Origin of the sequence: Nocardia sp. NPDC005825 (assembly GCF_040630175.1) — a bacterium.
Lineage (GTDB): Bacteria > Actinomycetota > Actinomycetes > Mycobacteriales > Mycobacteriaceae > Nocardia.
The window spans coordinates 497,567-522,488 of the sequence record NZ_JBEXXC010000003.1 but is presented as its reverse complement, the minus strand read 5'-3'; the positions used below and the strand labels follow the sequence as shown (position 1 = coordinate 522,488).

General features: G+C 69.9%; 18 protein-coding genes and 1 tRNA gene. 13 read left to right on the top strand and 6 right to left on the bottom strand.

Features of this window, described 5'->3' with window-relative positions:
- Nucleotides 1-113 precede the first annotated feature (113 nt).
- The 4 genes from ABZ382_RS11255 (at nucleotide 114) to nudC (ending at nucleotide 9,684) form a co-directional block, all read left to right on the top strand.
- The gene (locus tag ABZ382_RS11255) at nucleotides 114-3,569 is read left to right on the top strand and encodes an ATP-dependent DNA helicase (RefSeq protein ID WP_357087334.1); all 3,456 of its coding nucleotides are present in this window, start codon (nucleotides 114-116) and stop codon (nucleotides 3,567-3,569) included.
- The gene (locus tag ABZ382_RS11250) at nucleotides 3,566-7,558 is read left to right on the top strand and encodes a UvrD-helicase domain-containing protein (protein WP_357086886.1); all 3,993 of its coding nucleotides are present in this window, start codon (nucleotides 3,566-3,568) and stop codon (nucleotides 7,556-7,558) included. Before ABZ382_RS11255 ends, ABZ382_RS11250 begins: the two co-directional genes overlap by 4 nt.
- Before the next feature lie 120 nt (nucleotides 7,559-7,678).
- The gene (locus tag ABZ382_RS11245) at nucleotides 7,679-8,737 is read left to right on the top strand and encodes a potassium channel family protein (protein ID WP_357086884.1); all 1,059 of its coding nucleotides are present in this window, start codon (nucleotides 7,679-7,681) and stop codon (nucleotides 8,735-8,737) included.
- A 26-nt stretch (nucleotides 8,738-8,763) separates the two neighbouring features.
- On the top strand, nucleotides 8,764-9,684 hold the full coding sequence (gene nudC, locus ABZ382_RS11240) for an NAD(+) diphosphatase (protein WP_357086881.1): 921 nt from the start codon (nucleotides 8,764-8,766) through the stop codon (nucleotides 9,682-9,684).
- A gap of 78 nt (nucleotides 9,685-9,762) precedes the next feature.
- Here nudC and ABZ382_RS11235 read toward each other — a convergent pair whose 3' ends face one another.
- Nucleotides 9,763-10,014, bottom strand: a complete 252-nt coding sequence (locus ABZ382_RS11235; RefSeq protein WP_357086879.1) for a mycoredoxin — start codon at nucleotides 10,012-10,014, stop codon at nucleotides 9,763-9,765.
- 130 nt (nucleotides 10,015-10,144) lie between these two features.
- Here ABZ382_RS11235 and ABZ382_RS11230 point away from each other — a divergent pair, with 130 nt between their 5' ends.
- The 6 genes from ABZ382_RS11230 (at nucleotide 10,145) to ABZ382_RS11205 (ending at nucleotide 14,650) form a co-directional block, all read left to right on the top strand.
- Nucleotides 10,145-10,567, top strand: a complete 423-nt coding sequence (locus ABZ382_RS11230) for a hypothetical protein (RefSeq protein WP_357086876.1) — start codon at nucleotides 10,145-10,147, stop codon at nucleotides 10,565-10,567.
- The gene (locus ABZ382_RS11225; protein ID WP_357086873.1) at nucleotides 10,564-10,989 is read left to right on the top strand and encodes an EVE domain-containing protein; all 426 of its coding nucleotides are present in this window, start codon (nucleotides 10,564-10,566) and stop codon (nucleotides 10,987-10,989) included. Before ABZ382_RS11230 ends, ABZ382_RS11225 begins: the two co-directional genes overlap by 4 nt.
- On the top strand, nucleotides 10,986-11,450 hold the full coding sequence (locus tag ABZ382_RS11220; RefSeq protein WP_357086870.1) for a MarR family transcriptional regulator: 465 nt from the start codon (nucleotides 10,986-10,988) through the stop codon (nucleotides 11,448-11,450). The genes ABZ382_RS11225 and ABZ382_RS11220 overlap by 4 nt, the downstream gene beginning before the upstream one ends.
- A 102-nt stretch (nucleotides 11,451-11,552) precedes the next feature.
- Nucleotides 11,553-13,709 (top strand): ATP-dependent DNA helicase UvrD2, encoded by a 2,157-nt coding sequence (locus ABZ382_RS11215; RefSeq protein WP_357087333.1) that lies wholly within the window; start codon nucleotides 11,553-11,555, stop codon nucleotides 13,707-13,709.
- Nucleotides 13,710-13,814: 105 nt separating this feature from the next.
- Nucleotides 13,815-14,195, top strand: a complete 381-nt coding sequence (locus ABZ382_RS11210; protein ID WP_357086869.1) for a hypothetical protein — start codon at nucleotides 13,815-13,817, stop codon at nucleotides 14,193-14,195.
- A 113-nt stretch (nucleotides 14,196-14,308) separates the two neighbouring features.
- A complete protein-coding gene (locus ABZ382_RS11205; RefSeq protein WP_357086867.1) occupies nucleotides 14,309-14,650 on the top strand; it encodes a WhiB family transcriptional regulator in 342 nt (113 codons plus the stop codon).
- 82 nt (nucleotides 14,651-14,732) lie between these two features.
- Here the strand turns inward: ABZ382_RS11205 and ABZ382_RS11200 are convergent, their stop codons facing one another.
- The 3 genes from ABZ382_RS11200 to ABZ382_RS11190 form a co-directional block, all read right to left on the bottom strand.
- The gene (locus ABZ382_RS11200) at nucleotides 14,733-16,121 is read right to left on the bottom strand and encodes an AarF/UbiB family protein (RefSeq protein WP_357086865.1); all 1,389 of its coding nucleotides are present in this window, start codon (nucleotides 16,119-16,121) and stop codon (nucleotides 14,733-14,735) included.
- Between the two features lie 44 nt (nucleotides 16,122-16,165).
- Nucleotides 16,166-16,996, bottom strand: coding sequence for a TOMM precursor leader peptide-binding protein (locus tag ABZ382_RS11195; RefSeq protein WP_357086862.1), 831 nt, complete (start codon nucleotides 16,994-16,996; stop codon nucleotides 16,166-16,168).
- 269 nt (nucleotides 16,997-17,265) lie between these two features.
- Nucleotides 17,266-18,681, bottom strand: a complete 1,416-nt coding sequence (locus ABZ382_RS11190; protein WP_357086859.1) for a zinc-dependent metalloprotease — start codon at nucleotides 18,679-18,681, stop codon at nucleotides 17,266-17,268.
- Nucleotides 18,682-18,766: 85 nt separating this feature from the next.
- On the opposite strand from ABZ382_RS11190, the gene ABZ382_RS11185 reads away from it, so the two are divergent.
- On the top strand, nucleotides 18,767-19,792 hold the full coding sequence (locus tag ABZ382_RS11185; RefSeq protein ID WP_357086856.1) for a PDZ domain-containing protein: 1,026 nt from the start codon (nucleotides 18,767-18,769) through the stop codon (nucleotides 19,790-19,792).
- An 18-nt stretch (nucleotides 19,793-19,810) separates the two neighbouring features.
- Here ABZ382_RS11185 and ABZ382_RS11180 read toward each other — a convergent pair whose 3' ends face one another.
- Nucleotides 19,811-20,419 carry a PPA1309 family protein gene (locus tag ABZ382_RS11180; protein WP_357086854.1) on the bottom strand — a complete coding sequence of 203 codons (609 nt, stop codon included), beginning with the start codon at nucleotides 20,417-20,419 and terminating at the stop codon, nucleotides 19,811-19,813.
- 180 nt (nucleotides 20,420-20,599) lie between these two features.
- On the opposite strand from ABZ382_RS11180, the gene ABZ382_RS11175 reads away from it, so the two are divergent.
- Nucleotides 20,600-23,587, top strand: coding sequence for a UPF0182 family protein (locus ABZ382_RS11175; RefSeq protein ID WP_357086851.1), 2,988 nt, complete (start codon nucleotides 20,600-20,602; stop codon nucleotides 23,585-23,587).
- Nucleotides 23,588-23,759: 172 nt separating this feature from the next.
- Here the strand turns inward: ABZ382_RS11175 and ABZ382_RS11170 are convergent, their stop codons facing one another.
- Nucleotides 23,760-24,296 carry a transglycosylase family protein gene (locus tag ABZ382_RS11170; RefSeq protein WP_357086848.1) on the bottom strand — a complete coding sequence of 179 codons (537 nt, stop codon included), beginning with the start codon at nucleotides 24,294-24,296 and terminating at the stop codon, nucleotides 23,760-23,762.
- 531 nt (nucleotides 24,297-24,827) lie between these two features.
- On the opposite strand from ABZ382_RS11170, the gene ABZ382_RS11165 reads away from it, so the two are divergent.
- Nucleotides 24,828-24,901: transfer RNA gene (locus ABZ382_RS11165), tRNA-Met, on the top strand.
- The last annotated feature ends 21 nt before the right edge of the window (nucleotides 24,902-24,922 follow it).

Here is a 24,922-nt window from a genome sequence, read left to right as displayed (position 1 = left end):
CGGACCGTGCTCGCCCCGGCCGATCATGAACGCCTCATGGAATGTGACAGGCAGCACGGACAACTCATGGCAAACGAAAACTGTCGGGCCGGTCTGTTGAAATAGCCGACGTGATGCGATCGGATAGCTCGGTGCAATTGGTGCGCCGAGCCGAGGCGGAGACACTCCCCCGGGAGTGGGACCCCGCCCTCCGGCCGCTCTTCCGCGAGCTCGGCGCCGACCCCGGCTGGCAACCCTGGCACGTGCTCGGCGGGCCCGGCACCGGGAAGACCACGCTGCTGGCCGAGGTGGCCGCCGCTCGCATCCTGGCCGGGGCCGCGCCGGAGTCGGTGCTGGTCCTCACCTACACCAAGCGGGCCGCCACCGCCGTGCGCGCGGCGATCACCGCCCGCGTCGCCGCGGCCGCCGCCGATCCGGCCGGATTCGATGCCGCCGCGTTCGATCCGGACGTGGCCGGCGTGCCCGGCGCGACCCGGGGGCCGCTGGTGCGGACCGTCCACTCCTACGCGTTCGGCCTGCTGCGCACCTTCGCGGCCGCCCACGGCAATCCGCCGCCGCGCCTGCTCACCGGATCCGAACAGGACATCGTGATCCGCGAACTGCTGCGCGGCGACCTCGCCGACGGCGCCGCCGGATGGCCCGAACGCCTGCATCCGGCCCTCACCGCCGCGGGGTTCGCCGAACAATTGCGGGACCTCATGCTGCGGGCCACCGAACGGGGTCTGGGACCCGAGGATCTGATCGAACTCGGACGCGAACATCGGCACCCCGAATGGATCGCCGCCGGTTATTTCGCCGAACGCTACGAGCAGATCATGATGCTGCGCTGGTCGGTCGGCATGGACGTGCCCGAGGCCAGCGCGCCCGCCCTCGATGCCGCCGAACTCGTCACCGCCGCCCTCGACGCCTTCCACACCGACCCGGAACTTCTTGCCGCCGAACGTGATCGGCTGCACTGCGTCCTCGTCGACGACGCCCAGCACCTCGATCCCCATGCCGCCCAACTGATCCGCCGGCTGGGCTCGGGCAATGCCGCCACCGTCATCGCCGCCGATCCCGACCAGGCCGTCTACGCCTTCCGCGGCGCCGACCCCCGCTTCGCCGCCGACCCCGGCGCCCCCGCGGACCGCCGCCTCGTCCTCCGTCGAAACCATCGCTCGGCCACCGCTGTCCAGGAAGTAGCCGACCGCATCGCTTCCCGTCTCCCCGGCTCCGCGACCCATCGCACACCGCCCGGTTCCGGGAGCGCTGCGCCCGAAATGTCCGAAACATATTGGGGTGCGCCGCACATGGACGGCGAGGTGCGGGTGCAGGTGCTCACCACGCCCGCCAAGGAAGCCGCGCTGATCGCCGACCATCTGCGCCGCGCGCACCTCACCCACGGCGTGCCCTGGTCCCGCATGGCCGTGATCGTCCGTTCGGTGCCGCTGTCGCTGGCCCCGCTGCGCCGGGCGCTGCTGGCCGCTGGAGTGCCGGTGCGGCAGCCGCCCGCCGACGTCCCGCTCGCCCGGCGACGAGGCGCGGCCTGGATGTTGTTGGCGCTGCGCGCGATCACCGCCGGGGACCCGACCGCCGTCCGCCACCCGCGGCCCATCGCGTTCACCGCGGACGACGCGCTCGACCTGCTGGCCGGACCCCTGGGCGGAGCCGACCAGATCAGCCTGCGCCGACTGCGGCGCGGCATCCGGCGCACGGTGACGGAGCTCGGCTATCCGCAGCGTGACGTCGCGGACGACGCGGTCATCGCGCCGGGTGACACGGCGGAACATGTTGTGGTGGAGTCGGATTCCGATCGTTTCGCCGACCTGGACCGCTCGTCGGCGGAGATCCTCCGGGATCTGCTGGTCGGCGCCGGGAACCGCGTCGTGCTCGAGAAGCTCACCACCGTGGAGGCCGCGCCGCTGCGGCGTGTGCTGAAGGCGCTGGGCCGGGCACGGAAGCTGCGCCGCGAAGGAGCCGGGCTCGAAGACGTGATGTGGGGCGTGTGGACCGCCTCCACCCTGGAGCGGCGCTGGGTGGGCCAGTCCGAGCGCGGCGGCGCGGGCGGCATGCAGGCCGATCGCGATCTCGACGCGGTGGTCGGGCTGTTCGAGGCCGCCGCGGCCTACGTCGACCGGCTGCCACGCGCCACCGTCGAGGGCTTCGTGGAATACCTGGAGCAGCAGGTGATTCCGCAGGACAACGCGCCGATCACCGACCCGGGCGAGGCGGTGACCATCTGCAGCGCGCACGCGGCCACGGGCCAGGAATGGGACACCGTGGCGGTCGCCGCCGTTCAAGAGGGGATCTGGCCCGACCTGCGACTGCGCGGCACCCTGCTGGGCGTCGAGGAACTGGTGGACCTGCTCGCGGGCGTGGGCGGCTCGGGGGAGAAGGTGAGCCGGTCCGCGCCGCTGCTGGCCGAGGAGCGGCGGCTGCTGCTGGTCGCGTGCAGCCGGGCCCGGCGGTCGCTGCTGGTCACCGCGGTCGAATCGGTCACGGGCGACCAGGATCTGGTGCCGTCACGCTTCCTCGGCGAGCTGGACGCCGACGCCGCCGACGGGCGACCGGGCAAGATCCCACCGGCCGTGGACCCGGGCCGCGCCCTCGCCATGCACGCCCTGATCGCCGAATTGCGCACCGCCGCTTGTGATCCCGAGTCGGCGCCCGAACGCCGCGCCCGTGCGGCCCGGCAACTGGCGCGGCTGGCCCAGGCGGGCGTACGCGGCGCGCACCCCGACGACTGGTACGGCACCGCCGAACTCTCCTCGGTGAATCCGTTGTGGGACAGCGAATCCGGGGTCATCTCCCTGTCCCCTTCCACCGTCGACCAGCTCGAGACCTGCCCGCTGCGCTGGGCGCTGGAACGCCACGGCGGCAGCGACGCCGAGAACCCGCACGCCCTCAAGGGCAATCTGGTGCACACCCTGGTGCAGGCGCTGGCCGGGCAGGTCAGCGAGATCCAGGTGAAGCAGGCCCTGGTGAAGGCGTGGAAGAAGGTCGACCCGACCGCCCGCGACGGCGAGAACTGGCATTCCCGGGCGGAATTGCGCCGCACCGAGACCATGGTCGACACCTTCCTCGCCTGGCTGCGCAATACCCGCGACGAACTCACCGCCATCGGCGTCGAGGTCCCGGTGGACTGCGTGCTGCCCGCCCGCGGCCCCGGCGAGGTGCCGGTGCGGATCACCGGCCGGGTGGACCGGGTGGAGCGAGATGCCTTGGGCCGCTTCGTCATCGTGGACGTCAAGACCGGCAAGACGCCCATCTCCAAGCAGGCCGCCGAGGAACACGCGCAGCTGGCCACCTACCAGGTCGCCGCCGCGGAGGGCGCGCTCGGCGAGGGCGAACCCGGCGGCGCGCGCCTGGTCTACGTCGCCAAACCCAATGCCAAGGAAGGCGCCACCCAGCGCACCCAACCGCCGCTGGACGCCGCGGGCGTCGACAGCTGGCGCGATATCGTGCACCACGCCGCCGACGCCTCGAAAGGCCCCAGCTACCTGGCCATGCGCAACGACGGCTGCCGCCACTGCAAGGTGGCGGGCAGCTGCCCCGTGCAGGACCGCGGCCGCCAGGTGACCGACGAGTGACCACCGCATCGAACGGCGATCCCGCGGCGGGCGAGGGCCGGGCCGCCGGCGGCCGCGTCACCCCGCGCCAACTGGCCGACGCACTCGGCCTGCCGCCGCCCACCGACGAACAGGCCGCCGTCATCGCCGCACCGCCCGGACCCACCCTGGTGGTGGCGGGCGCGGGCGCCGGCAAGACCGAGACCATGGCTGCCCGCGTGGTGTGGATGGTGGCCAACGGCCTGGTCGAACCCGATCAGGTGCTGGGCCTGACCTTCACCCGCAAGGCCGCCCAGCAGCTCACCACCCGCATCCGCACCCGCCTGGCCCGGCTCGCGGGCGCTCCCGTCGTGCGCGACCTCGACCCCGCCGGGCACCTGCGCGCCCAGCTCGCCGCCGCCGAACCCGAGATCAGCACCTACCACTCCTACGCGGGTCGCCTGCTCACCGAATACGGCCTGCTGCTGCCGGTGGAACCCACCGCCACCCTGCTCACCCAGACCCAGCTGTGGCAGCTCGCCTACCGCGTCGTCTCCACCTGGGACGGCGACCTGGACACCGACCGCAGCCCCGTCGGCGTCACCGAAGCCGTCCTCGCCCTGACCGGTCAGCTCGCCGAACACCTCGTCCATCCGCGTGAATTGGCCACGGCCCACCTGGAATTGGAGCGCCTGGTTCACACCCTCCCCGCCGGGCCCCGCCAGAAGGGCGGCCCCAAACGTGCACTGCTCGACATCATCGAAGCCCAGCAGGAGCGCGTCGCGCTACTGCCCTTGGTCGACCGCCTCGCCGACGAACTGCGCCGCCGCGGCGCACTCGACTTCGGCGCGCAGATGTCGCTGTCGGCGCGCCTGGCCGCCACCCACCCCGAAGTCGGCGCGGCCGAACGCGACCGCTTCCGGCTGGTACTGCTCGACGAATATCAGGACACGGGCCACGCCCAGCGCATTCTGCTGTCCGCGCTCTTCGGCGCGGCCTCCGACGACACCGCATCCGGACCGGAATCACCTGCGCCACAGAGTGATATGGCGGGGGAATCCGCCGGACAGCCCACCGGCGCGGCCGGCGCCGGAAGGCAGCGCGAGTCGGAAGGCTCGACCGCCGAACGGCCGCACCCGCATCGGCTGGCGGTCACCGCCGTCGGCGACCCGATGCAGTCCATCTACGGCTGGCGTGGCGCGTCGGCGGCCAATCTGCCGCGGTTCACCACCGACTTCCCCAGTGCGCCAGGCGTTCCCGCGCCGGTGTTGCCGCTGCTCACCAGCTGGCGCAATCCGCCCGAAGCGCTGGATCTGGCCAACCTGGTGTCGGACCCGCTGCGCGAGCGGGCCGCGCGGGGTGGGGGAGTGACGGTGGACGCGCTGCGGCCCCGGCCCGACGCCACCGACGGCCTGGTGGCGCTGGCGTTGGCGGAAACCGTTGCGATGGAACGGGAATGGGTGGCCGAACGGATCGCCGCCGAATGGTCCGAGGCGGCCGAGGCCGAGAACCCGCCGCCCACCTCCGCGGTGCTGGTGCGGCGCAATGCCGATGCCGCGCCGCTCGCCGAGGCGCTGCGGGAACGCGGGCTGCCGGTGGAGATCGTGGGCCTGGGCGGGCTGCTGCACACGCCGGAGGTCGCCGATATCGTCGCCACCCTGCGCCTGATCGCCGACCCGGCCGCCGGCAGCGCCGCGGTGCGCATCCTCACCGGCGCGCGCTGGCGGATCGGCGTCTCCGATATCGCGGCCCTGTCCCGCCGCGCCCGCGAGCTGTCCATTCGCCGCCCCGCCGGGCAGGCCGACGCCATCACCGACACCGCCACCCTGGACGAGGCGCTGCGCGAGGTCGCCCCCGAGCCCGCCGAGAAGGCGGGGCTCGGCGACGCCATCGCGGATCCCGGTGAGGCGGAACAGTATTCGCCGCAGGGGTTCGATCGGATCGTGGCGCTGGGCCGGGAACTGGGCGCGCTGCGCGAACGCTCCGGACAGCCGCTGGCCGAACTGGTCGCCGACGTCGAGCGGACCATCGGCGTCGGCGTGGAGACCCAGGCCCGCCGCACCCACGCCGCCGCCGGGCGCGAACACCTCGACGCCTTCGCGGAGGTGGTGGCCGGCTACACCGCCGACCACCGCTCCTCCCTGATCGGTCTGCTCGACTTCCTGGCCGCCGCCGAGGAGGTCGAGAACGGTTTGGAGCCGGGCGAAGTCGAGGTCGCCCACGACCGGGTCCAGGTCCTCACCGTGCACGCCGCCAAGGGCCTGGAATGGGAGGTGGTCGCGGTCCCGCACGTGGTGGACGGCACCTTCCCCTCCGGCACCGGCACCGCCACCTGGATGGGCGCGCTCGCCGAACTCCCCACCTCGCTGCGCGGCGACCGCGCCCAGGAGGACGCCACCGACGGCGTGCCCGTCCTGGACCTGGCCGACCTCTACGACCGCGCCGACCTCGAACGCGCCCTCGACGAACACAAGAAGGCCCTCGCCGCCCGCCGCCTCGACGAGGAACGCCGCCTGTTCTACGTGGCCCTCACCCGCACCGAACGCGCCCTGTTCGTCTCCGCCCACCACTGGGCCGAGACCGGCTCGAAACCCAAGGGCCCCTCCGGATTCCTGCTCGAACTGAAGAACGAGACCGAGACGCCGGGCTCGTCACTGTCCGGCGGCGTGCAGATCGACCGCTGGGACGACCCGCCGCTGCCCGGCACCCCCAACCCCTTCACCGACAACCCGCAGACCGCCACCTGGCCCCGCGACCCGCTCGGCGCCCGCCGCGAATTCGTGGAGGAGGGCGCCGCCCTGGTCAAGGCCGCCCTCGACGTCCTGCGCGACGAATCCCGGCCCGAACAGATCGAACTCGACTTCGGCCCCGGATTCGGCGACCCGGCAACCGATCCCGAGACCACCGAGGGCGCGACGGACGACCCCGGCGACGAGGACCCCGAGGGCTGGGCCGAGGACGTCGACGCCCTCATCGCCGAGCATCGCGCCGCCGAACAATCCACCCGCGAGGTCGAGCTCCCCGGCCAGCTCGCCGCCACCGCCCTGGTCGACCTACGCGCCGATCCCGCGAAACTCGCTGCGCGCCTGCGCCGTCCGCTGCCCTACCCGCCCAGCCCCTACACCCGCCGCGGCACCGCCTTCCACGCCTGGCTGCAACGCTGGTTCGCGGGCGCCCGCCTGCTCGGCTTCGAAACCCTGCCCGGCGCGGCCGACACCGGCGACACCGACGCCGACCTGATGCGACTCCAGGAAGCCTTCCTCGCCTCCCCGTGGGCCGACCGCAATGCCGTGGAAGTCGAGATCTCCTTCGAGACCACCATCGCCGGCACCGTGATCCGCGGCCGCATGGACGCCGTCTTCCGCCGCCCCGACGGGGCGTGGGTGATCGTGGACTGGAAGACCGGCGCGGAACCCCGGCGCGGCGAAGAGGATTCGGTCGCCGTGCAGCTGGCCGTCTACCGGCTGGCCTGGGCCCGGCTGGAAGCCGCGCGCAGCGGCCGCCCCGAAGCCGAGGTGCTGGCCGAGACCTTCGCCGCCTTCCACTACGTCCGCTCCGGCCGCACCATCGCGCCCGCGCACCTGCCCGGCCCGGCCGAACTCGCCGCCATCATCACCACCGCGGCTCCCCGCCGCGCGCCGCAAGCGCCGCCGCTGCCCGACGAACCCCCGCTGCCGGACGAACCGGACTACGACGACCTCGGGCCCACCGAACCCGTCGAGGTCGAATTGCTGCGCCCCCGGCCCACTTCGACGCGGCCCGGGACTCCGGAACGCCCCGAGCCCGCGGCACGCCCGGGAGTCTCCGCGTCGGAGGACGCCGCCGCGCCGCCGTCGGGCGCAGAAGCGCCACTCGGCCCGGATGCGCCGCCGGACGTCGAACCGCCCACCGACGCGGACACGGGTTCCCGGTCCGGCACGCTCCGGGATCCCCTGCCCGACTTCGACTTCCCGCTGTCCGACTTCGATCTCCCACCGGATTTCGAGCCGCCACCGGACCCGGAGTACCTGCCGCCGGACCTCCCGGGATGAGTCCCCGGTCGCGGCCCGAGTTCGCGACGCGCCCCGCTGGGAACCGCCGGGCCCTGGTTCGCCCGGTACGCTCCGGACCTGTGCCGCTGCCAGAAGTGCCAGAAATGAACGGTGATTCGCGTGTTGGGTGATTCTTCGCGCGGACTGGCCGGGCTCACCGATCGGCCCGACTTCGCGCTCGTCGGTGTGCTGCGGATCCCGTCCGCGCAGTCCAGCCCCTGGTATTCGCTGCTGCGGCGGCTCGGCCTGGCGGTGCTGCTGCTGGTCGGGGCCACCCTGGTCGTGTACGTCGGCCGCGACGGCTACAACGACAACGCCCGCGAGCACATGGGTCTGCTGGATTGCGCGTACTACGCGACCGTCTCCCTGTCGACCACCGGCTACGGCGACATCACCCCTGTCACCCCGACCGCGCGGCTGATCAATATTCTCGTGGTCACGCCACTGCGGATCCTGTTCCTCATCGTATTGGTCGGCACCACCCTGTCCGTGCTCACCGAACGATCCCGGCAGGCGTTCAAGATTCAGCGATGGAGGCGCACCGTGCGTAATCACACCGTGGTAGTCGGCTACGGCACCAAGGGCCGCACGGCCGTGGACGCCATGCTCGCCGACGGCGAGCAGCCCAGCAATATCGTCGTCGTCGACACCGACCCGCAGGTCCTCGAATTCGCCGCCAACGCCGGACTGGTGACCGTGCACGGCTCGGCCACCAAGTCGGATGTGTTGCGGCTGGCCGGGGTTCAGCACGCGTCGGCCGTCGTGGTCGCCGCCAACCGCGACGACACCGCGGTGCTGGTCACCCTCTCCGCCCGCGAGATCAACCCCAAGGCAAGGATTTCCGCCGCCGTCCGCGAGGCCGAGAACACCCACGTGCTGCGCCAGTCCGGCGCGGACTCGGTGGTGGTGTCCTCCGAGACCGCGGGCCGGCTGCTCGGCATCGCCACCACCAAGCCCACCGTGGTCGACATGATCGAGGACCTGCTCACCCCCGACGCCGGTTTCGCCATCGCCGAACGCGACGTGGAGACCGAGGAGATCGGCGGCTCCCCGCGCCACCTGCGCGACATCGTGCTCGGCGTGGTCCGCGACGGCAACCTCATCCGGGTCGGCGATCCCGAGACCGACGCCCTCGAGGCCCACGACAAGCTGCTGTATCTGCGGCGCGTCCACGCCTGAGCGGGGCGCCCGTCTAGTCTCGGGGTGTGTCAGCTTTTGAGCTCAATGCCGTTCCGGTGCTGTCGCGGACCTCGCTCGACCGCGCCGAACACCTCCGCTCCGACGAACAGGCGCTGAAAGAGGGCTGGCCCCAGGCCAAACTCCTCCGGATGAACAAGCGCGGCCAGGTCCGCGTCGACAACGGCGGCGTGGTGCTCGAGGCCGCGCTCACCCTCGCCCCCGAACGCGCCCCCGAGGCCGTCTTCCTCGGCGTCGACGGCGACATCCACCTGTGGGCGGTGCGCGACAACACCATCGAGGGCGAACTGGCCGACCTGCGCGCCTTCGGCGCTACCCTCGACCTCGACGACTTCGGCACCGGCCTGCTGGCCACCGCCATCGCGGTCCTGAACTGGCACGACAAGGCCGCCTTCAGCCCGGTCGACGGCAGCCCCACCACGCCCGCCAACGGCGGCTGGTCCCGGATCAGCGAAGCCGGGCACGAGGATTTCCCGCGCACCGACCCGGCCGTCATCTGCCTCATCCACGACGGCGGCGACCGCGTCCTGCTGGCGCGTCAGCACACCTGGCCGCAGGGCCTGTTCTCACTGCTGGCCGGATTCGTCGAGGCGGGGGAGTCGCTGGAACGCTGCGTCGAACGCGAGATCAAGGAGGAGGTCGGCGTCGACGTCCGCGAGATCCGCTACCTGGGCAGCCAACCCTGGCCGTTCCCGCGCTCGCTCATGCTCGGCTTCGCCGCGGTCGGCGACCCGGACCAGCCCCTGGCCTTCAGCGACGGCGAGATCGCCGAGGCGTACTGGTTCACCAAGGCCGAGGTGCGCGACGCGCTCGCGGCCGGCGCGTGGGGATCGCCCACCGGGGCCACCGGCGGCGAGGCGAAACTGCTACTGCCGGGCTCGATCTCGATCGCCCGGACCATCGTCGAATCCTGGGCCGCCGAAGACTGAGGTTCCACAACAGGACTGGGGTTCACAACAGGAAGCCGCACACCAACGGGTGTGCGGCTTCTTCGATATCCAAGGGGCTCAGCCGATGGCGGCGAGGGCTTCCTTGACCTGGTTCAGGCTCGGGTTGGTGGCGGTCGAGCCGTCGCGGTACTTGATGGTCGGCACCACGTGATTGCCGTTGTTGACGCTGCCGACGAACTCGGCGGCCTCGGGGTGGTCCTCGATGTCGATCACCTCGTAGGTGATCCCGGCCTCGTCGAGCTGGGTCTTGAGGCGACGGCAGTAGCCGCACCAGGTCGTCGAGTACATGGTCAGATCGGTAGCAGTCACGGTCGATGCAACATACTCACCGCCGATCGTGTTCCTGCCGCGGGGTCGATTGTGAGCGGATCGACTGCGGCTCGGAACCGATCGCGGACCGGGGGTTGACGGATGAATAGTAAGCGCGCATACTAATTTCATGACGTTCATCGCCGAAGCCTCCGCCACCTCGACCGCCGCTCCCGCCGCCTTCTTCACCAAGTGGGCCGACATGGCCACCTGGCCGGAGTGGAACCAGGACACCGAATGGGTCACCCTCGACGGACCGTTCGTCCAGGGCGCGACCGGCGTCCTCAAGCCCAAGGGCGGGCCCAAGACCAAGTTCGTGATCACCAAGCTCACCGACACCGAATTCATCGACACGTCCAAGCTGCTCGGCGCGCGGCTGATCTTCGCCCACGAGGTCGCCACCATCGCCGGCGCCACCACCGTCACCGTCCGCGTCACCATGGAGGGCCCGCTGCGCGCCCTGTGGATCAAGATCATGGGCGGCGGCCTGCGCGAATCCCTGCAGCGCGATGTCGACGCGCTGGTCGCCGCTGCCGAGGCGGTGCTGGTATGAGCACCCGGTACTGGCTCGCCGTCGTCTCCCGCGACCACGTCCGCCGCGGCGTCGAACTCGGCTTCGCCCAAGCCAATCACGGCAAACGCGCCGCCGTGGAACGCATGCGGGCCGGAGACGGACTCGTCTACTACTCGCCTCGCACCGGCATGCGCGAGGGCGAACCGATCAAGGCCTTCACCGCCCTCGGCGCCATCGCCGAGGGCCCGGCCTGGCAGGTCGAAGAGCAGGGCGGCTGCTTCCGCCCGTGGCGGCGCGCGGTCGACTACGACCGCGACGCCCGCCAGACCTCCATCGACACGCTGCGCGGCGAACTGGACCTGACCAGCGTCCCCAACTGGGGCATCGCGCTGCGACGCGGCCTGATCGAACTCACCGCCCACGATTTCGCCGTCATCTCCCGCGCTATGGTCGGCCGGTGAAGGCGAATGACGGACTGCACACCGAATTCGAGCACGCCGACGAAAGCCCCGGCCTCTTGCTCTGGCAGGTGACCAACCGCTGGCAGGCCGCCCAACGCGCCGCCCTGGCCCCCTTCGACCTCACCCACGTCCAGTTCGTCCTGCTCGCCTCCCTGACCTGGCTCACCGGCCGGTCGGGCGGCGACCCCGTCACCCAGCGCGACGTCGCCGACCAGGCCGCCACCGACCCCATGATGACCTCCCAGGTCCTGCGCACCCTCGAACAGAAGGGCCTGCTCGAACGCCACGAGCACCCCACCGACAAACGCGCCCGCTCGCTGCGCCCCACGGAATCCGGTGCCGCCCTGGTCAATCGGGCCATCGGCGCGGTCGAAGCCTGCGACCGCGACTTCTTCGATCCCCTCGGCGATCAGACCCCCCGCTTCGCCGCCGCCCTTCGCAGCCTCCGCGACCGCGACTGACCTCTCGACGCGACCGAACCGCTCGGGCGGACCGCGCTCCGGCCGGGCCGATTCGGGCCGCCACGCCGATGGCCGCCCGCCGTGTCGGAGGGCGCTGTCATGATGGAGCGCGTGACTGCCGCGACCACCCAGGCCCAGCTCCGGCTCGACGACCTCGATGCCGAGCAGGCGGCGGCCGTGCGCGCGCCCCGGGGACCGGTCTGCGTGCTGGCGGGCGCGGGCACCGGTAAGACGCGCACCATCACCCATCGCATCGCGCATCTGGTGTCGGCCGGGCACGTCCGGGCCGATCAGGTGCTGTCGGTGACCTTCACCGCCCGCGCCGCCGGGGAGCTGCGCAACCGGTTGCGGGCGCTGGGTCTGAGCGGCGAGGCCGGGCAGGTGCAGGCGCGCACCTTCCACGCCGCGGCACTGCGGCAGCTCAAGTACTTCTGGCCGCAGGTGGTCGGCGACGTGCCGTGGCGGCTGATCGACGGCAAATTCCCCATCGTGGCCCAGGCCGCGGGCCGTGCGGGCCTGCCCACCGACACCGACAGCCTGCGCGACCTGATCAGCGAGATCGAATGGGCCAAGGGCTCGCTCATCGCGCCCGAGGACTACGCGGGCGAGGCGGCCCGCCGCCACCGCGACGTGCCCTACGAGGCCAAGAAGGTCTCCGCGGTCTACACCTATTACGAGGCGCTGAAGAACACCCCCGACGGCCTGCTGCTCGACTTCGACGATCTGCTGTTGCACACCGCCGCCGCGCTCGAGGACTACTCCGCGGTGGCCGAGGAGTTCCGCGGCCGCTACCGGTGTTTCGTGGTGGACGAGTACCAGGACGTCACCCCGCTGCAGCAGCGGGTGCTCGACGCCTGGCTCGGCGATCGCGACGACCTGACCGTGGTCGGCGACGCCAACCAGACCATCTACTCGTTCACCGGCGCGAGTCCGACCTTCCTGCTGGACTTCTCACGCCGCTTCCCCGAGGCCACCGTCGTCCGTCTGGAACGCGACTACCGCTCCACGCCGCAGGTGGTGTCGCTGGCCAACCGGGTGATCGGCGCGGCCCGCGGCCGGATCGCGGGCACCCGGTTGCAGCTCATCGGCCAGCGTCCCGACGGTCCGGAGCCGGCCTTCGCCGAATACGACGACGAACCCGCCGAGGCGGCCGCCGTGGCCAAGGCGGTCGCCAAACTGCTGAGCGCAGGCGTGCCCGCCGCGGAGATCGCCATTCTCTACCGCATCAACGCGCAGTCGGAGGTCTACGAGCAGGCGCTCACCGAGGCGGGCATCCCGTATCAGGTGCGCGGCGGCGAGGGCTTCTTCCAGCGGCCGGAGGTGCGGCAGGCGGTGTCCGCGCTGCGCACCGCCGCCAATCGCGACGACCTGCCCGATGCCCGCGGCCCGAAACTGGTGACCCTGGTGCGCGCGGCGCTGGCCGGGGCCGGGCTCACCAAGGAGGAGCCGGTCGGCGTCCAGGCCCGGGAGCGCTGGGCCTCGCTGGTGGCGCTGGTCGCCCTCACCGAGGAATTGGCCGAGGCCGAACCGGAACTCGATCTGTCCGGCCTGCTGCGTGAGCTGGCCGCCCGCGCCGAGGCCCGGCACCCACCGACCGTGCAGGGCGTCACGCTGGCCTCGCTGCACGCGGCCAAGGGCCTGGAGTGGGACGCCGTCTTCCTGGTCGGCCTGGCCGACGGCACCCTGCCCATCCAGCACGTGCTCGGTCCGGACGCGACCGTGTCCGACGAGGCCGCACTGGAGGAGGAACGCCGCCTGCTCTACGTCGGCGTCACCCGGGCGCGCGAGCACCTCCAATTGTCCTGGGCGCTGGCCCGTTCCGCGGGCGGGCGCAAGGTGCGCCGCCGCTCCCGGTTCCTGATCGGCCTGGTCCCCGACGATTCCCCGGCCTCGCGCATCGCCACCCACACCACCGAGCGGCCCAGCGGTCCCAAGCGGGTCCACCCGACCTGCCGCATCTGCGGCCGCCCGCTGCTCAATACCCAGGCCACCATGCTCGGCCGCTGCTCGCGCTGCCCGGCCGACGTCGATCCCGAGCTGCTCGAGGCGCTCAGGGAGTGGCGCAAGGAGAAGGCCGAAGAGCTCTCGCTGCCGCATTTCGTGGTCTTCAGCGACACCACGCTGACCGCGATCGCCGAGCAGCGTCCGGCCGACGATCGGGCGCTGGTGGCCATCCCGGGCATCGGCGCCAAGAAGTTGCAGACCTACGGTGCGGACGTGCTCGCCGTTGTGAGGTCGAAAACCGCAGGTCAAAAATAGGTTGTGCGTATCTGTATAGATACCTAATGTGGTTCAGGTGCACAGGGGAAGACCCCGCGCGCACCGAGCACTGATCGCAAACGAGTGAAGGAGGGAGGCAGACCAATGAACAGCAACGCAGGCATCGCGACGACCGGCATCACCGCCGGCCGCGTCAGCATGGCGTCAGTCATGTCCGTTGCGCCCGTCTCCCTGGGGATCCTCGCTTCGCAGGGGATTCGTATGTCCGGCGTGAGTGGCGATCTTGGTCTTCAGGTCTTTGCAAGCAAAGCCCAAGCGGATCAGCAGATCGTGATCAAGCAGGACAAGCCCGAGGGCAATTGGTACCCGGCAACCGCAGTCGTTGACACCGTCACCGGCTCGGCCGTCGAAACCGCCACAGGCGCAACCGGATCCGAGCGACCGGTGCATCTGCTGGCAGCCCGCCCCAACACCACCGACCCAGCGTCCGTGAACAGGAGTCGACACCGAAGTCGACTCAGGTAGGGATTCACCTCCCAGACCTCCTGGCCACGGATCGCGACAGACGCGAAACCGTGGCCATAGTTTTATCGGCCTCCAGCCACCGGCACCGGTTTCGCGAAACCTACGAACGACCGATGCACGAGCTGAAGGAGAACGACGTGTCCACCACGGTCATCCGTGAACGAGTGACATGCCGCAACACCGTGGCCAACACGACCGCCCGCACCCGCCGGGCCGTCACCATCAATGTCCCCTGCCGCGCCGGCAACCCCGACCTGTGGTTCGCCGAGGCTCCGGCCCAGTTGGAAGAGGCCAAGGCGCTGTGCGCCAGCTGCCCGATCCGTCAGGGCTGCCTGTCGGCCGCCCTGGATCGTGCCGAGCCGTGGGGTGTCTGGGGCGGTGAGATCTTCGACCAGGGTGTCGTGATCGCCCGCAAGCGCCCCCGTGGCCGCCCGCGCAAGGTCACGGTGGCATGACCGCCCCGGCTTCCGGGGGAATTGAACGCATACGACCCGCTTACCTCCAGGTAGGCGGGCCGTTTTGCGTGTGGGGGCAGTATTACGAAGCGGCGCGGCGGGTTTCGGCGTAGCCGGGGACCCAGTCGTTCATCAGCTTCATGAAAGGCACCTCGGCGTCGAGCTGGGCGCAGATGCCGACCGAGCCGCCCAGGACCCGGAAGATCATCACGTGTTCGGCCGGAAGTTGCAGGGAGCGAGCCGTTTTCATCATCTCGGCATTGGAGATGTCGGTGGCCTTGCCCGCGACGCGCTGCATCCAGCGGCGGGTGAAGTGGAAGGTCTCGGTCTTGATCGGGTCGGTGAAGGGGCGGAGATAGTCCTGAATCTCCTGGATGCTCACCGTCTTTCCGGGAATCACCCAGCCATGGTCGTGCAGCAGCGCCACCAGCTCGTCGAAGCGCTCCTCGACCTCCAGCGCCACCAGTTCACCCAGGACCTTGGGGAAGCCGTTGGGCAGCGGCGCGCACGCGCCGTAGTCGATGACCGCGAGCCGCCCGTCCTCGAGCACCATGAAGTTGCCCGGATGCGGATCGGCGTGCAGCAGGCCCGCGATGGCCGGTGAGCTGAAATGGAATTCGCCCATCAGCGCCGCCACCCGATTGCGCAGCTCGACCGTTCCCTCCGGATCGGCCATGCCCTGCTGGATGATTCGCGAGACCGGGGTGGCATTGTCGAGCCACTCGGTGACGATCACCTTCGGCGCGCTGGCCACCACCTTCGGCACCAGGAAGCGCGGGTGCCCGTGGAACGCCTTGGCGAACTGGCGCTGGTGCCCGCCCTCGATCCGGTAGTCCAGCTCCTCCTCGGTGCGTTCGCTGATCTCGGCGAGGATCGGCTTGATCTCCGCGCCGGGGATCAGCGCGCCCATCATGCCCGCCATCCGATTGAGTGTCTTGAGATCGGCGCGCAGCGCCTCGTCGGCGCCCGGGTACTGCACCTTCACCGCGACGGTCCGGCCGTCGGACCAGACCGCCTTGTGGACCTGGCCGATGCTGGCCGAGGCGGTGGGCTGGTCGTCGAATTCCCGGAACCGTTGCCGCCAACCGGTTCCCAGCTGCTGGTCGAGCTGCCGGTGCACGGCCGCGACGGGCATGGGCGGCGCGGCGGCCTGCAGCTTGGTGAGCGCCTCGCGGTAGTGCTCGCCGAACTCCTCGGGGACGGCGGCCTCCATCACCGACAGCGCCTGTCCGAACTTCATGGCCCCGCCCTTGAGCTCCCCGAGTACGGCGAACAGCTGTTCGGCGGCCTTCTGATTGAGCTCGGCGTTGATCTCCTGCTTGTCTCCCCCGGCAAGTTTGCGGCCGAATCCGACGGCCGCCCGCCCTGCGATGCCGAGCGGAATCTTGGCCAGCTTGGCATTGCGGGAAGAGCGCTTGCTCACAATCTCTGACACGTTCCCATCATGCCGATGTCCCAGACGGTCCGCCATGGGATTCGGGTGTTCTGCCGGGTGACGAGGGGGAGTGGTTTCCATCACACCACCGCGTCCGCGCCGCAACCGCAGTCGGGATGCGGCGTCCAGGTCCGCCGATCCAGCCGCGCGGTGTCCGGGTCCCACTCCAGGGTGGCGTTCAAACTCGCCGGTGGCCGCTCCGCGCGGCCGCGAGCCACGGTCTCGATCTCGCGCAGCGCCAGCGCCGCGGTGAGCACGGCCACCGCGGGGGAAGCGCACCCGACCCGGCCCAGCAGCTGTGCGGCCAGTTGCGGCCACGCCGGTTCGGCCGCCGTGCGGTACAGGTCCGCACAACGCAGGCACGCGGTGTCGCCCGGCAGCACCAGCGGGCCGACGATCCCGGCCCCGTCACGAATCCGCACCAGCAGGTGCGGGACGCGCGCCCGCATGAGGTCGGCGACCAGCGCCGGATCAGGCACCAGCGTGTCGGACAGCACCAGCAGATCCGGCCGCTCCGGCCACGGCTCGCCCCTGCCCGCCGCTCCCGCGCGCTCATGAGAGTGCTTGGCCCGCAACCCGATCCGTTGCAGCCCATCGAGCAGCGCGTCCGCCAACGGACCGCGCCCGTGCACCCGCACCGTCCGCAGCCGGCTCCGCGCTTCCGCCGCCGCCAGTAGCCCGGCATCCGCCAGCTCCCCCAACAGCGTCCGCACGTCCTCGACCTCGAACCCCAATTCCCGTGCCCGCCAGAGGATCTCCGCCTCGGTTCGCGACCCGTCGAGCAGCCGCACCAACGCGGGACCCGATTCCACGGGACCGGGCGGTCGCACAATGACCGCACGCTCCGAACTCCACCCCAACTGCACCGCGCCATCCGGCCGCACCAGCACCGCGATCCGCGGATGAACCATTGGTCCGCGGGTGAAGGCACTCGCCCCTCGCGAAGGCGTCGTCGCCGTTCGCGGCGAGGTCGCCACGGCCGCGCGTGGCGGAGCCGCCGTTGCCGTCAGGGAGGGAGCAGCCGACGCCGTACGCGCGGGAGCCGTCGCGGTTCGTGCGGAGGTCGTCGTGGTGGGTGGGGATGTCACTGTCGTCATAGCGTCAGTCTGCGCGTCCCCGGACCTGCGGAAACCCGCGAAAACGCTTGTTGATCAGCGCTTTCGCGGGTTATCCACAACTCTTACTTCGCGTCTTCCCCGTCCGAGGTTCCGGTCTCGGCGTCGCCGCCGCGGGCCTCCTTCTCGGCCCGTTCGCGCGCCTCGGTCTCGGCCAGCTGCGCCAGCGGGTCGTCGAACACCGTCGAGCCGCCGCCCAGCACCGAGTCGATGAAGCCCGCCGGGGAGTCCAGGTCCGAGGAGTCGGGCAGCAGGTCGGGGTGGGCCCAGACGCCGTCGCGCTTCTCGAGGCCGGTGTCGTCGGTCAGTCGCCGCCACAGCGCGGCGGCCTCGCGCACCTTGCGCGGCCGCAGCTCCAGTCCGACCAGGGTCGCGAAGGTCTGCTCGGCGGGGCCGCCGGTGGCGCGGCGGCGGCGCAGCGTCTCGGCCAGCGCGCCCGCGCCGGGCAGCCGGTCGCCCACGGCGTCGCTGACCACGGTCTCCACCCAGCCCTCGATCAGGGCGAGCAGGGTTTCCAGCCGTTCCAGCGCGGCCTTCTGCTCCGGCGTGGTCTGCGGTTCGAAAGTCCCCTGGGACAGCAGCTCTTCCAGCTTGGACGGATCCTGCGCCAGGGTCATCGGGTCCAGGCCCGCCGCGGCCTGCTCGATGGCCGAGAAGTCCATCTTGATGCCGCGCGCGTAGTCCTCGACCGCACCCAGCACCTGCTGGCGCAGCCACGGCACGTGCGCGAACAGCCGCTGGTGGGCGGCCTCGCGGGCGGACAGGTAGACCAGGATCTCGCTCTCGGGCTGCTCGAGCCCGGCGCTGAATTCGGAGATGGCGGTGGGCAGCAGCGCGGCGGTGCCGGCGGGACCCAGCGGCAGCCCGATATCGGTGGAGGTCAGCACCTCCTTGGCGAGCTGGCCCAGGGCCTGGCCCAGCTGCGAACCGAAGGCGAGCCCGCCCATCTGGCCCAGCATGCCCATCATCGGCCCGGCGAATTCGCGGGCCTCGGCCGGCAGTGTCGCGGTCCACATGCCCGAAACCTGTTCGGCCACCGGGTCGCAGAGCCGCTTCCAGGTGGGCAGCGTCTCCTCGATCCAGTCGTTGGCGGTCCAGGCCACGGTCTTGCTCGCGCCGGCCGGGAAGGTGGTGGCCGCGTCGAGCCACAGTTCCGCCAGGTGCGAGGCGTCGGTCACGGCCTTCTGCGTACCCGCGGAGACCGGCGCCACGCTCGCGCCCAATTGCTGGCGGGCCAGCCGCTTGGCGATGTCGTAATTGACCGGTCCGGCCTGGGCCCCGCCCGGCTGACCCATGCTGGAGAACATGGCGCCCAGCTGCGAGAGCATCTGGCCGAGTTGCGAGGGATCGAATCCGCCACCGCCCGGGCCGCCCATGGCGAATCCGAACGGGTTGTTCGCACCAGAACCGCTGGACTCGTCGCCGGGCTTGCGCTCCGGGTCGTCGTCGCGATTCGAGAATCCGAACGGGAAATCACTCATACCCACTACGGTACTGGAGCCGCAGATCACACGAACCGCCGAGCGGAGCGCGGCAATGGCCTCGATGACCAGTACCCTTGGCCGCGTGAACCGTCGGATATTCACCCTGCTCGCCGCTCTGATCCCGATTCTGGCGCTGGGTATCGTTGGCAGTGTCGTCACGGTGCCGTTCGTGGCGCTCGGACCAGGGCCGACCTTCAATACGCTGGGCGAATTCGACGGTAAACAGGTGGTCGACGTGCAGGGCGCGGAGCTGAAATCCGCTTCCGGCAATCTCAATATGACGACCGTCTCCGTTCGCGATCAGCTGAATATCTTCGACGCGTTCCGGCTGTGGATCGGCGGCGAACACGGATTGGTGCCGCGCGCCGAGGTGTATCCGCCGGGGCAGACACGTGACGATGTAGACAAATCCAATCAGCAGCAGTTCAAGGATTCCGAGGACTCCGCCGAATTGGCGGCGCTCAACTATCTGAAGTTGCCGACCGCGGTCCAGCTCGCGAATGTCTCCGACGACGGCCCCGCCAAGGATGTGCTGCGCAAGGGCGACGAGCTGGTGACGGTGGACGGCAAGCACATCGTCACCGCGAAAGACGTTGTCGCCGCGGTCTCCTCGGTCAAGCCCGGCACCGCCATCGGCGTGGTCTTCCGTCGCGACGGCGTCGAGCAGACCGCCGAGATCACCCTGGCCCCGCGCCCCGACGACTCCGGCAAGGGCTACCTGGGCATCACGCCCGACGAGATCTCCAAGGGCCCGATCAAGGTGGCGTTCAATCTCGGCGAGATCGGCGGCCCCTCGGCCGGACTCATGTTCACCCTCGCCCTGATCGACAAGCTCACCCCCGGCGACCTGTCCGGCGGCAAGTTCGTGGCGGGCACCGGCACCATCGATCCGGACGGCAAGGTCGGCCCGATCGGCGGCATCCAGTACAAGATGATCGCCGCGCGCGACAAGGGCGCCGAGACCTTCCTGGTCCCGGCCGCCAACTGCAACGAGGCCGCGCAGCGCACGCCCGCGGGCCTGCGCCTGGTGAAGGTCGAGAACCTGTCCGGCGCGGTCCAGGCCCTCGACGACATCAATGCGGGCAAGGACGCGCCGACCTGCGGCTGATCCGCGCCCGGTGCGGGGTCAGAACTCGTCGGGGTCGTTCTCGAGGGTGTGCAGCAGCGCCTCGACCAGATTCGGGGCGAGGTTCGGCGCGGTGCGCAGGTCGAGGTCGCCGAACGGGTCCTCTTCCTCCTCGCTGGGCCGCACCTGCAGCAGCGACAGCGAGGTGCCGTCGCGCAGCACGCCGACGAACAGCCGGGCGTCGCGGCGTTCGGCGTGGGTGAGCGCCGCCTGGCGACCGGCCTGGTCGGCGGCGTCCCGGTCGGCGAGTAGGGGAGCGATGGCGTCGTCGAGCGACTGCTCGGCGGTCGGCGGCAGCACCACGATCTGCTGCACCAGCACACAGCCTTCGACCGAGGCCGGCCAGCTGGTGGTGCCCAGGAATTCGTCGAGCGCCATGGCGTCGGCCTCCCCGGCGATGTCCTCCGGGAACGGCTCCTGCGCAATGGGAGTCAGCGCGTCCTTCTCGTCGAGCTGATCCAGCAGCGCGGGCTCGGCGGCGACCAGGTCCGCGGTCGGGACCAGCGCGAACATCTGCGGCGGCCGGTCCCAGCCCTCACCGTCGACATACTCCGCGACTTCCCGAATGCACCGGTACAGGGCCGACGCCGCCCACTGCTCTGGATTCACCCGGTCATCCTCGCATCTCGTGAATACCTGTCCGACGCGGCAGGTGTTGGGCCGCGCGGCGGGCGTTTTACGTAGAGTGGGGCGCGAACGGTCCCCTGGGACCAGCTCGCATCATCGGACTGCGACGTTCGGCGCCGGTTTCCCGGCTCGGACGTCGCCGGACCCTGGGAGAGTGGCATCGTGGGCATGCGCCCCCCGACCGGCTTACCTTCGCTGTCGCGACGCAGCCGCATTCTGCTCGTCACAGCCCTGGTGCTGGCCGCCCTGTTACTGGTCGGGCCCCGGCTGACCGACGCCTATACGAACTGGTTGTGGTTCGGGGAGGTGGGGTTCCGCAACGTCTACCACACCGTGCTGCTCACCCGGGTGCTGCTGTTCCTGGTGGTCGCGGTGGTCGTGGCGGCGATCATCTGGCTGGCGCTGCTGCTGGCCTACCGCACCCGGCCGGTGTTCGTGCCGGTCAGCGGTCCCGGCGATCCGATCGCCCGCTACCGCACCACGGTGATGAGCCGGCTGCGCCTGTTCGGCCTGGGCATCCCGGTGCTCATCGGCGTGCTGTCGGGGCTGGTGGCGCAGTCGAACTGGGTGACGGTGCAGCTGTTCCTGCACGGCGGCTCGTTCGGGGTGCAGGACCCGCAGTTCCATCTCGACGTCGGCTTCTACGCCTTCGACCTGCCGTTCTATCGCATGGTGCTGAACTGGCTGTTCGTGGCGGTGGTGATCGCCTTCTTCGCGAACCTGGTGGCGCACTACGTCTTCGGCGGGCTGCGGCTGTCGGGGCGGGAGGGCACGCTGAGCAACTCCGCGCGGGTGCAGCTGGCGATCCTGGCCGGAATCTTCGTGGCGCTCAAGGCGGTCGCCTACTGGTTCGACCGGTACGCGCTGCTGTCGAGCACCCGTAAGGAACCGACCTTCACCGGCGGTTCCTACACCGACATCAACGCGGTGCTGCCCGCCAAGCTGATCCTGCTGTCGATCGCGGTCATCTGCGCCATCGCCTTCTTCGCCGGAGTCGTGCTGCGCGACTTGCGCATTCCGGCCATGGCGGCGGCGCTGCTGGTGCTGTCCTCGGTGCTGGTGGGCGCGGTGTGGCCGCTGCTGGTGGAGCAGTTCTCGGTGCGCCCGAACGCGGCGACCAAGGAGCGCGCCTACATCGAGCGCAATATCGACGCCACCCGCGCGGCCTACGGGCTCACCCCGGACAAGGTCGAGTACGTCAACTACAAGGGCGTCGCGACCAATGACCAGGTCAGCTCGCCCGCCGACCAGCAGACCATCAAGAACATCCGCCTGCTGGACCCGAACCTGCTGACCCAGACGTTCATTCAGCGCAATCAGCAGCTGCAGAACTTCTACGGCTTCCCCGACCCGCTCGACATCGACCGCTACACCGTCAACGGTGAACTGGGCGACTACGTGGTGGCGGCGCGCGAGCTCCAGCCGCAGAACCTGTCGGAGAACCAGACCAACTGGCTCAACAAGCACACCGTGTACACGCACGGCAACGGCTTCGTGGCCTCGCCCGCCAACAAGGTGAACGCGGCCCCGCCCAAGGAATCCCAGCAGGCCGGGCAGAGCGCGGGCAGCAATGACTCCAACGGCGGCTACGGCTATCCGGTGTTCACCGTCGGCGACATGTCCACGGTCAGCGACCTGATCACCAAGAAGGCCGGGCTCAAGGAGGCCATCCCGGTCGACCAGCCGCGCATCTACTACGGCGAGCTGATCGCCAAGAGCGACGCCGACTACGCCATCGTCGGCGCCAACGGCCAGTCCCCGCGGGAATACGACACTCCCACCGACCAGTTCACCTACGCCGGTGCCGGCGGTGTGAAGATCGGCAACTGGTTCAACCGGCTGGCCTTCGCGGCCAAGTACGCCGAGCGCAACATCCTGTTCTCGGGCGCCATCGGATCCGACTCGAAGATCATCTTCAATCGCAGTCCGCGTGAGCGAGTCACCAAGGTCGCGCCGTGGCTGACCGCCGACGGCAATGCCTATCCGGCCGTGGTGAAGGGCCGCATCGTCTGGATCGTGGACGCCTACACCAGCCTCGACAACTACCCGTACGCGCAGAAGACTCCGCTGGACGGCGCGGTCGAGGACAGCATCGATCAGGCCACGGGGCGTCTACTACCCCGCAAGGAAGTCTCCTACATCCGCAACTCGGTCAAGGCGACGGTCGATGCCTACGACGGCACCGTCAACCTCTACGAGGTGGACAAGAAGGACCCGGTCCTGCAGGCGTGGATGGGCGTGTTCCCGAACTCGGTGAAGCCGGAGAGCGAGATCTCCGACGAACTGCGGTCGCACTTCCGCTATCCCGAGGATCTGTTCAAGGTGCAGCGCGAGATGCTCGCCAAGTACCACGTGGACGATCCGGTGGAGTTCTTCAACGGCAACGCCTTCTGGTCGGTCCCCAATGATCCGACCCAGGAGGGTGCGGCCAGCAGCGCCCACCAGCCGCCGTACTACGTGCTGCTCGGCGATCCGAAAACCGGTAAGCCGCAGTTCAATCTGACCAGCGCCATCGTGGGCTACAAGCGGAACTACATGTCCGCCTACCTGCAGGCGAATTCGGATCCGGCGAACTACGGCAAGCTGACCGTGCTCCGATTGCCCGCGGATTCACAGACCTCGGGCCCGGGTCAGACGCAGACGTCCATGACGACGGCCGATCAAGTGTCGAGGGACCGGAACCTGTTGACGGGCGGCAATGTCAACAAGATCAAGTACGGCAATCTGCTGACTCTGCCGGTCGGTGACGGCGGCATCCTCTACGTCGAACCCTGGTATCTGGAACGCAATACCGGCGGTCCGAACGCGCCGTCCTTCCCGCAGCTGGTGAAGGTGCTGGCGAGCTACCGCGACAAGGTCGGTTACGGCGCGACGGTCAAGGAAGCCCTCGACCAGATCCTGCCCGCCGCGGGCAATGCCGCGACCGATCAACCGGGACAAGCGGTTACACCGCCCACCCAGGGCGCGACGCCACCGGCCAATCCGCCCCCGCCGACCGGATCCACCGGTAAGGACGCGGCGGTGAAGCAGCTCGACGACGCGCTGCGGCAGGTGCAGGACGCGCAGAAGTCGGGCGATCTGGGCGCGCTGGGCAAGGCGCTCGAGCAGTTGCAGACCGCGGTGAACAACTACCAGAAGGCCGGTAGCTGATCCGTTGAACGTGAGAGGCGCTGTCATCCGTTGGATGACAGCGCCTTTCGCTTTTCGAGGTTCGGAAATTACTGTCGCACAATAAGAATTATTGCCTCGAAATAGCGAAAGGTGCCGCGTCGCCATTGACGCAGCACCTTTCCATATCTTCCGAAAAGGAAGGAGATTCGGGTTACTTGCCCCAGGTCTCGATGAGGCCGGCGTTCGAGGCGAGGATCTGGTTGTACTGATCCTGCATGCCCAGCTGCTCGGCGACGGTGTTGGCGACGCCCTTGGCCTGGTCGATCAGGGCCTGGCGGTCGGTGGGGGCCGCGGGGGAAACAGGCGCGGGGGCCGCGGGCTCCGGGGCGGGCTCGGGCTCGGAGATGCCCGCGCGCAGGTACTGGCCGCAGACCGGCCAGGCGCCGACGCCCTGGGAGGCGAGCACGTTCTCGGCCACCCGGATCTGCTCGGCCTTGCTGGCGCTGGCGGCGTTGCCGGAACCACCGTTGGCGGCCCAGGTGCTCTGCGAGAACTGCAGGCCGCCGTAGTAGCCGTTGCCGGTGTTGATGCCCCAGTTGCCGCCGCTCTCGCACTGGGCGACGCCGTCCCAGTCGTGGGCCGGAGCGGCGGAGGCGGTCGCGGTGAAGCCGAACGGGACGGCAACAAGTGCGCCGGTGACGGCGGCGAGGCCGAGGGCGCGAGTGTTGATCTTCCGGTTCTGTTTCATGTGTTTTTCCCTCCCTGTGCCGACCGGCCCGGCGCGGATGCTCCGCCGTGTCCCTGTCCCCAGGAGTCGGGGTGCTCGACCGCGGGACAGGGTTTCCGGAGTGCAGCGGTTCGAGTCGGAGCCCATCGCAGTTTGGTCCGGGCCGCGACTGACGATAACGAGGAAATCTCGGCAGATCACGTCTTGATAACTTCAGAATTGCATGAAGCGAATGACTGAAAAATCGGCGTTGATGCAGGTTGGCTATGCTGTAAATGCTGAACCAGATCGGTCTGTTATCTCACCGTGATGTGACTCGAATCACCGGGAATTTGTGACTCCGGTCACGTTTCTGGCGTATGCCAACGGCCATACGCGTGCGCGAGGCTCTCAAATGGAGGATTTTCACTCCAATGGCTCCACTTAATGGGCAACCGTCCGGTCTGATTCGCCACGCACCCCTCGCCCGGCGTGCCCGCACCCCCGCAAAATCCCGTCTGACCACCCGATTTGGTGCATCTGCTAGCCCGTGTGTAATGTTGTGTTCACCGACGCGGGGTGGAGCAGCTCGGTAGCTCGCTGGGCTCATAACCCAGAGGTCGCAGGTTCAAATCCTGTCCCCGCTACTAAGTAGAAGGGCCCGGAAC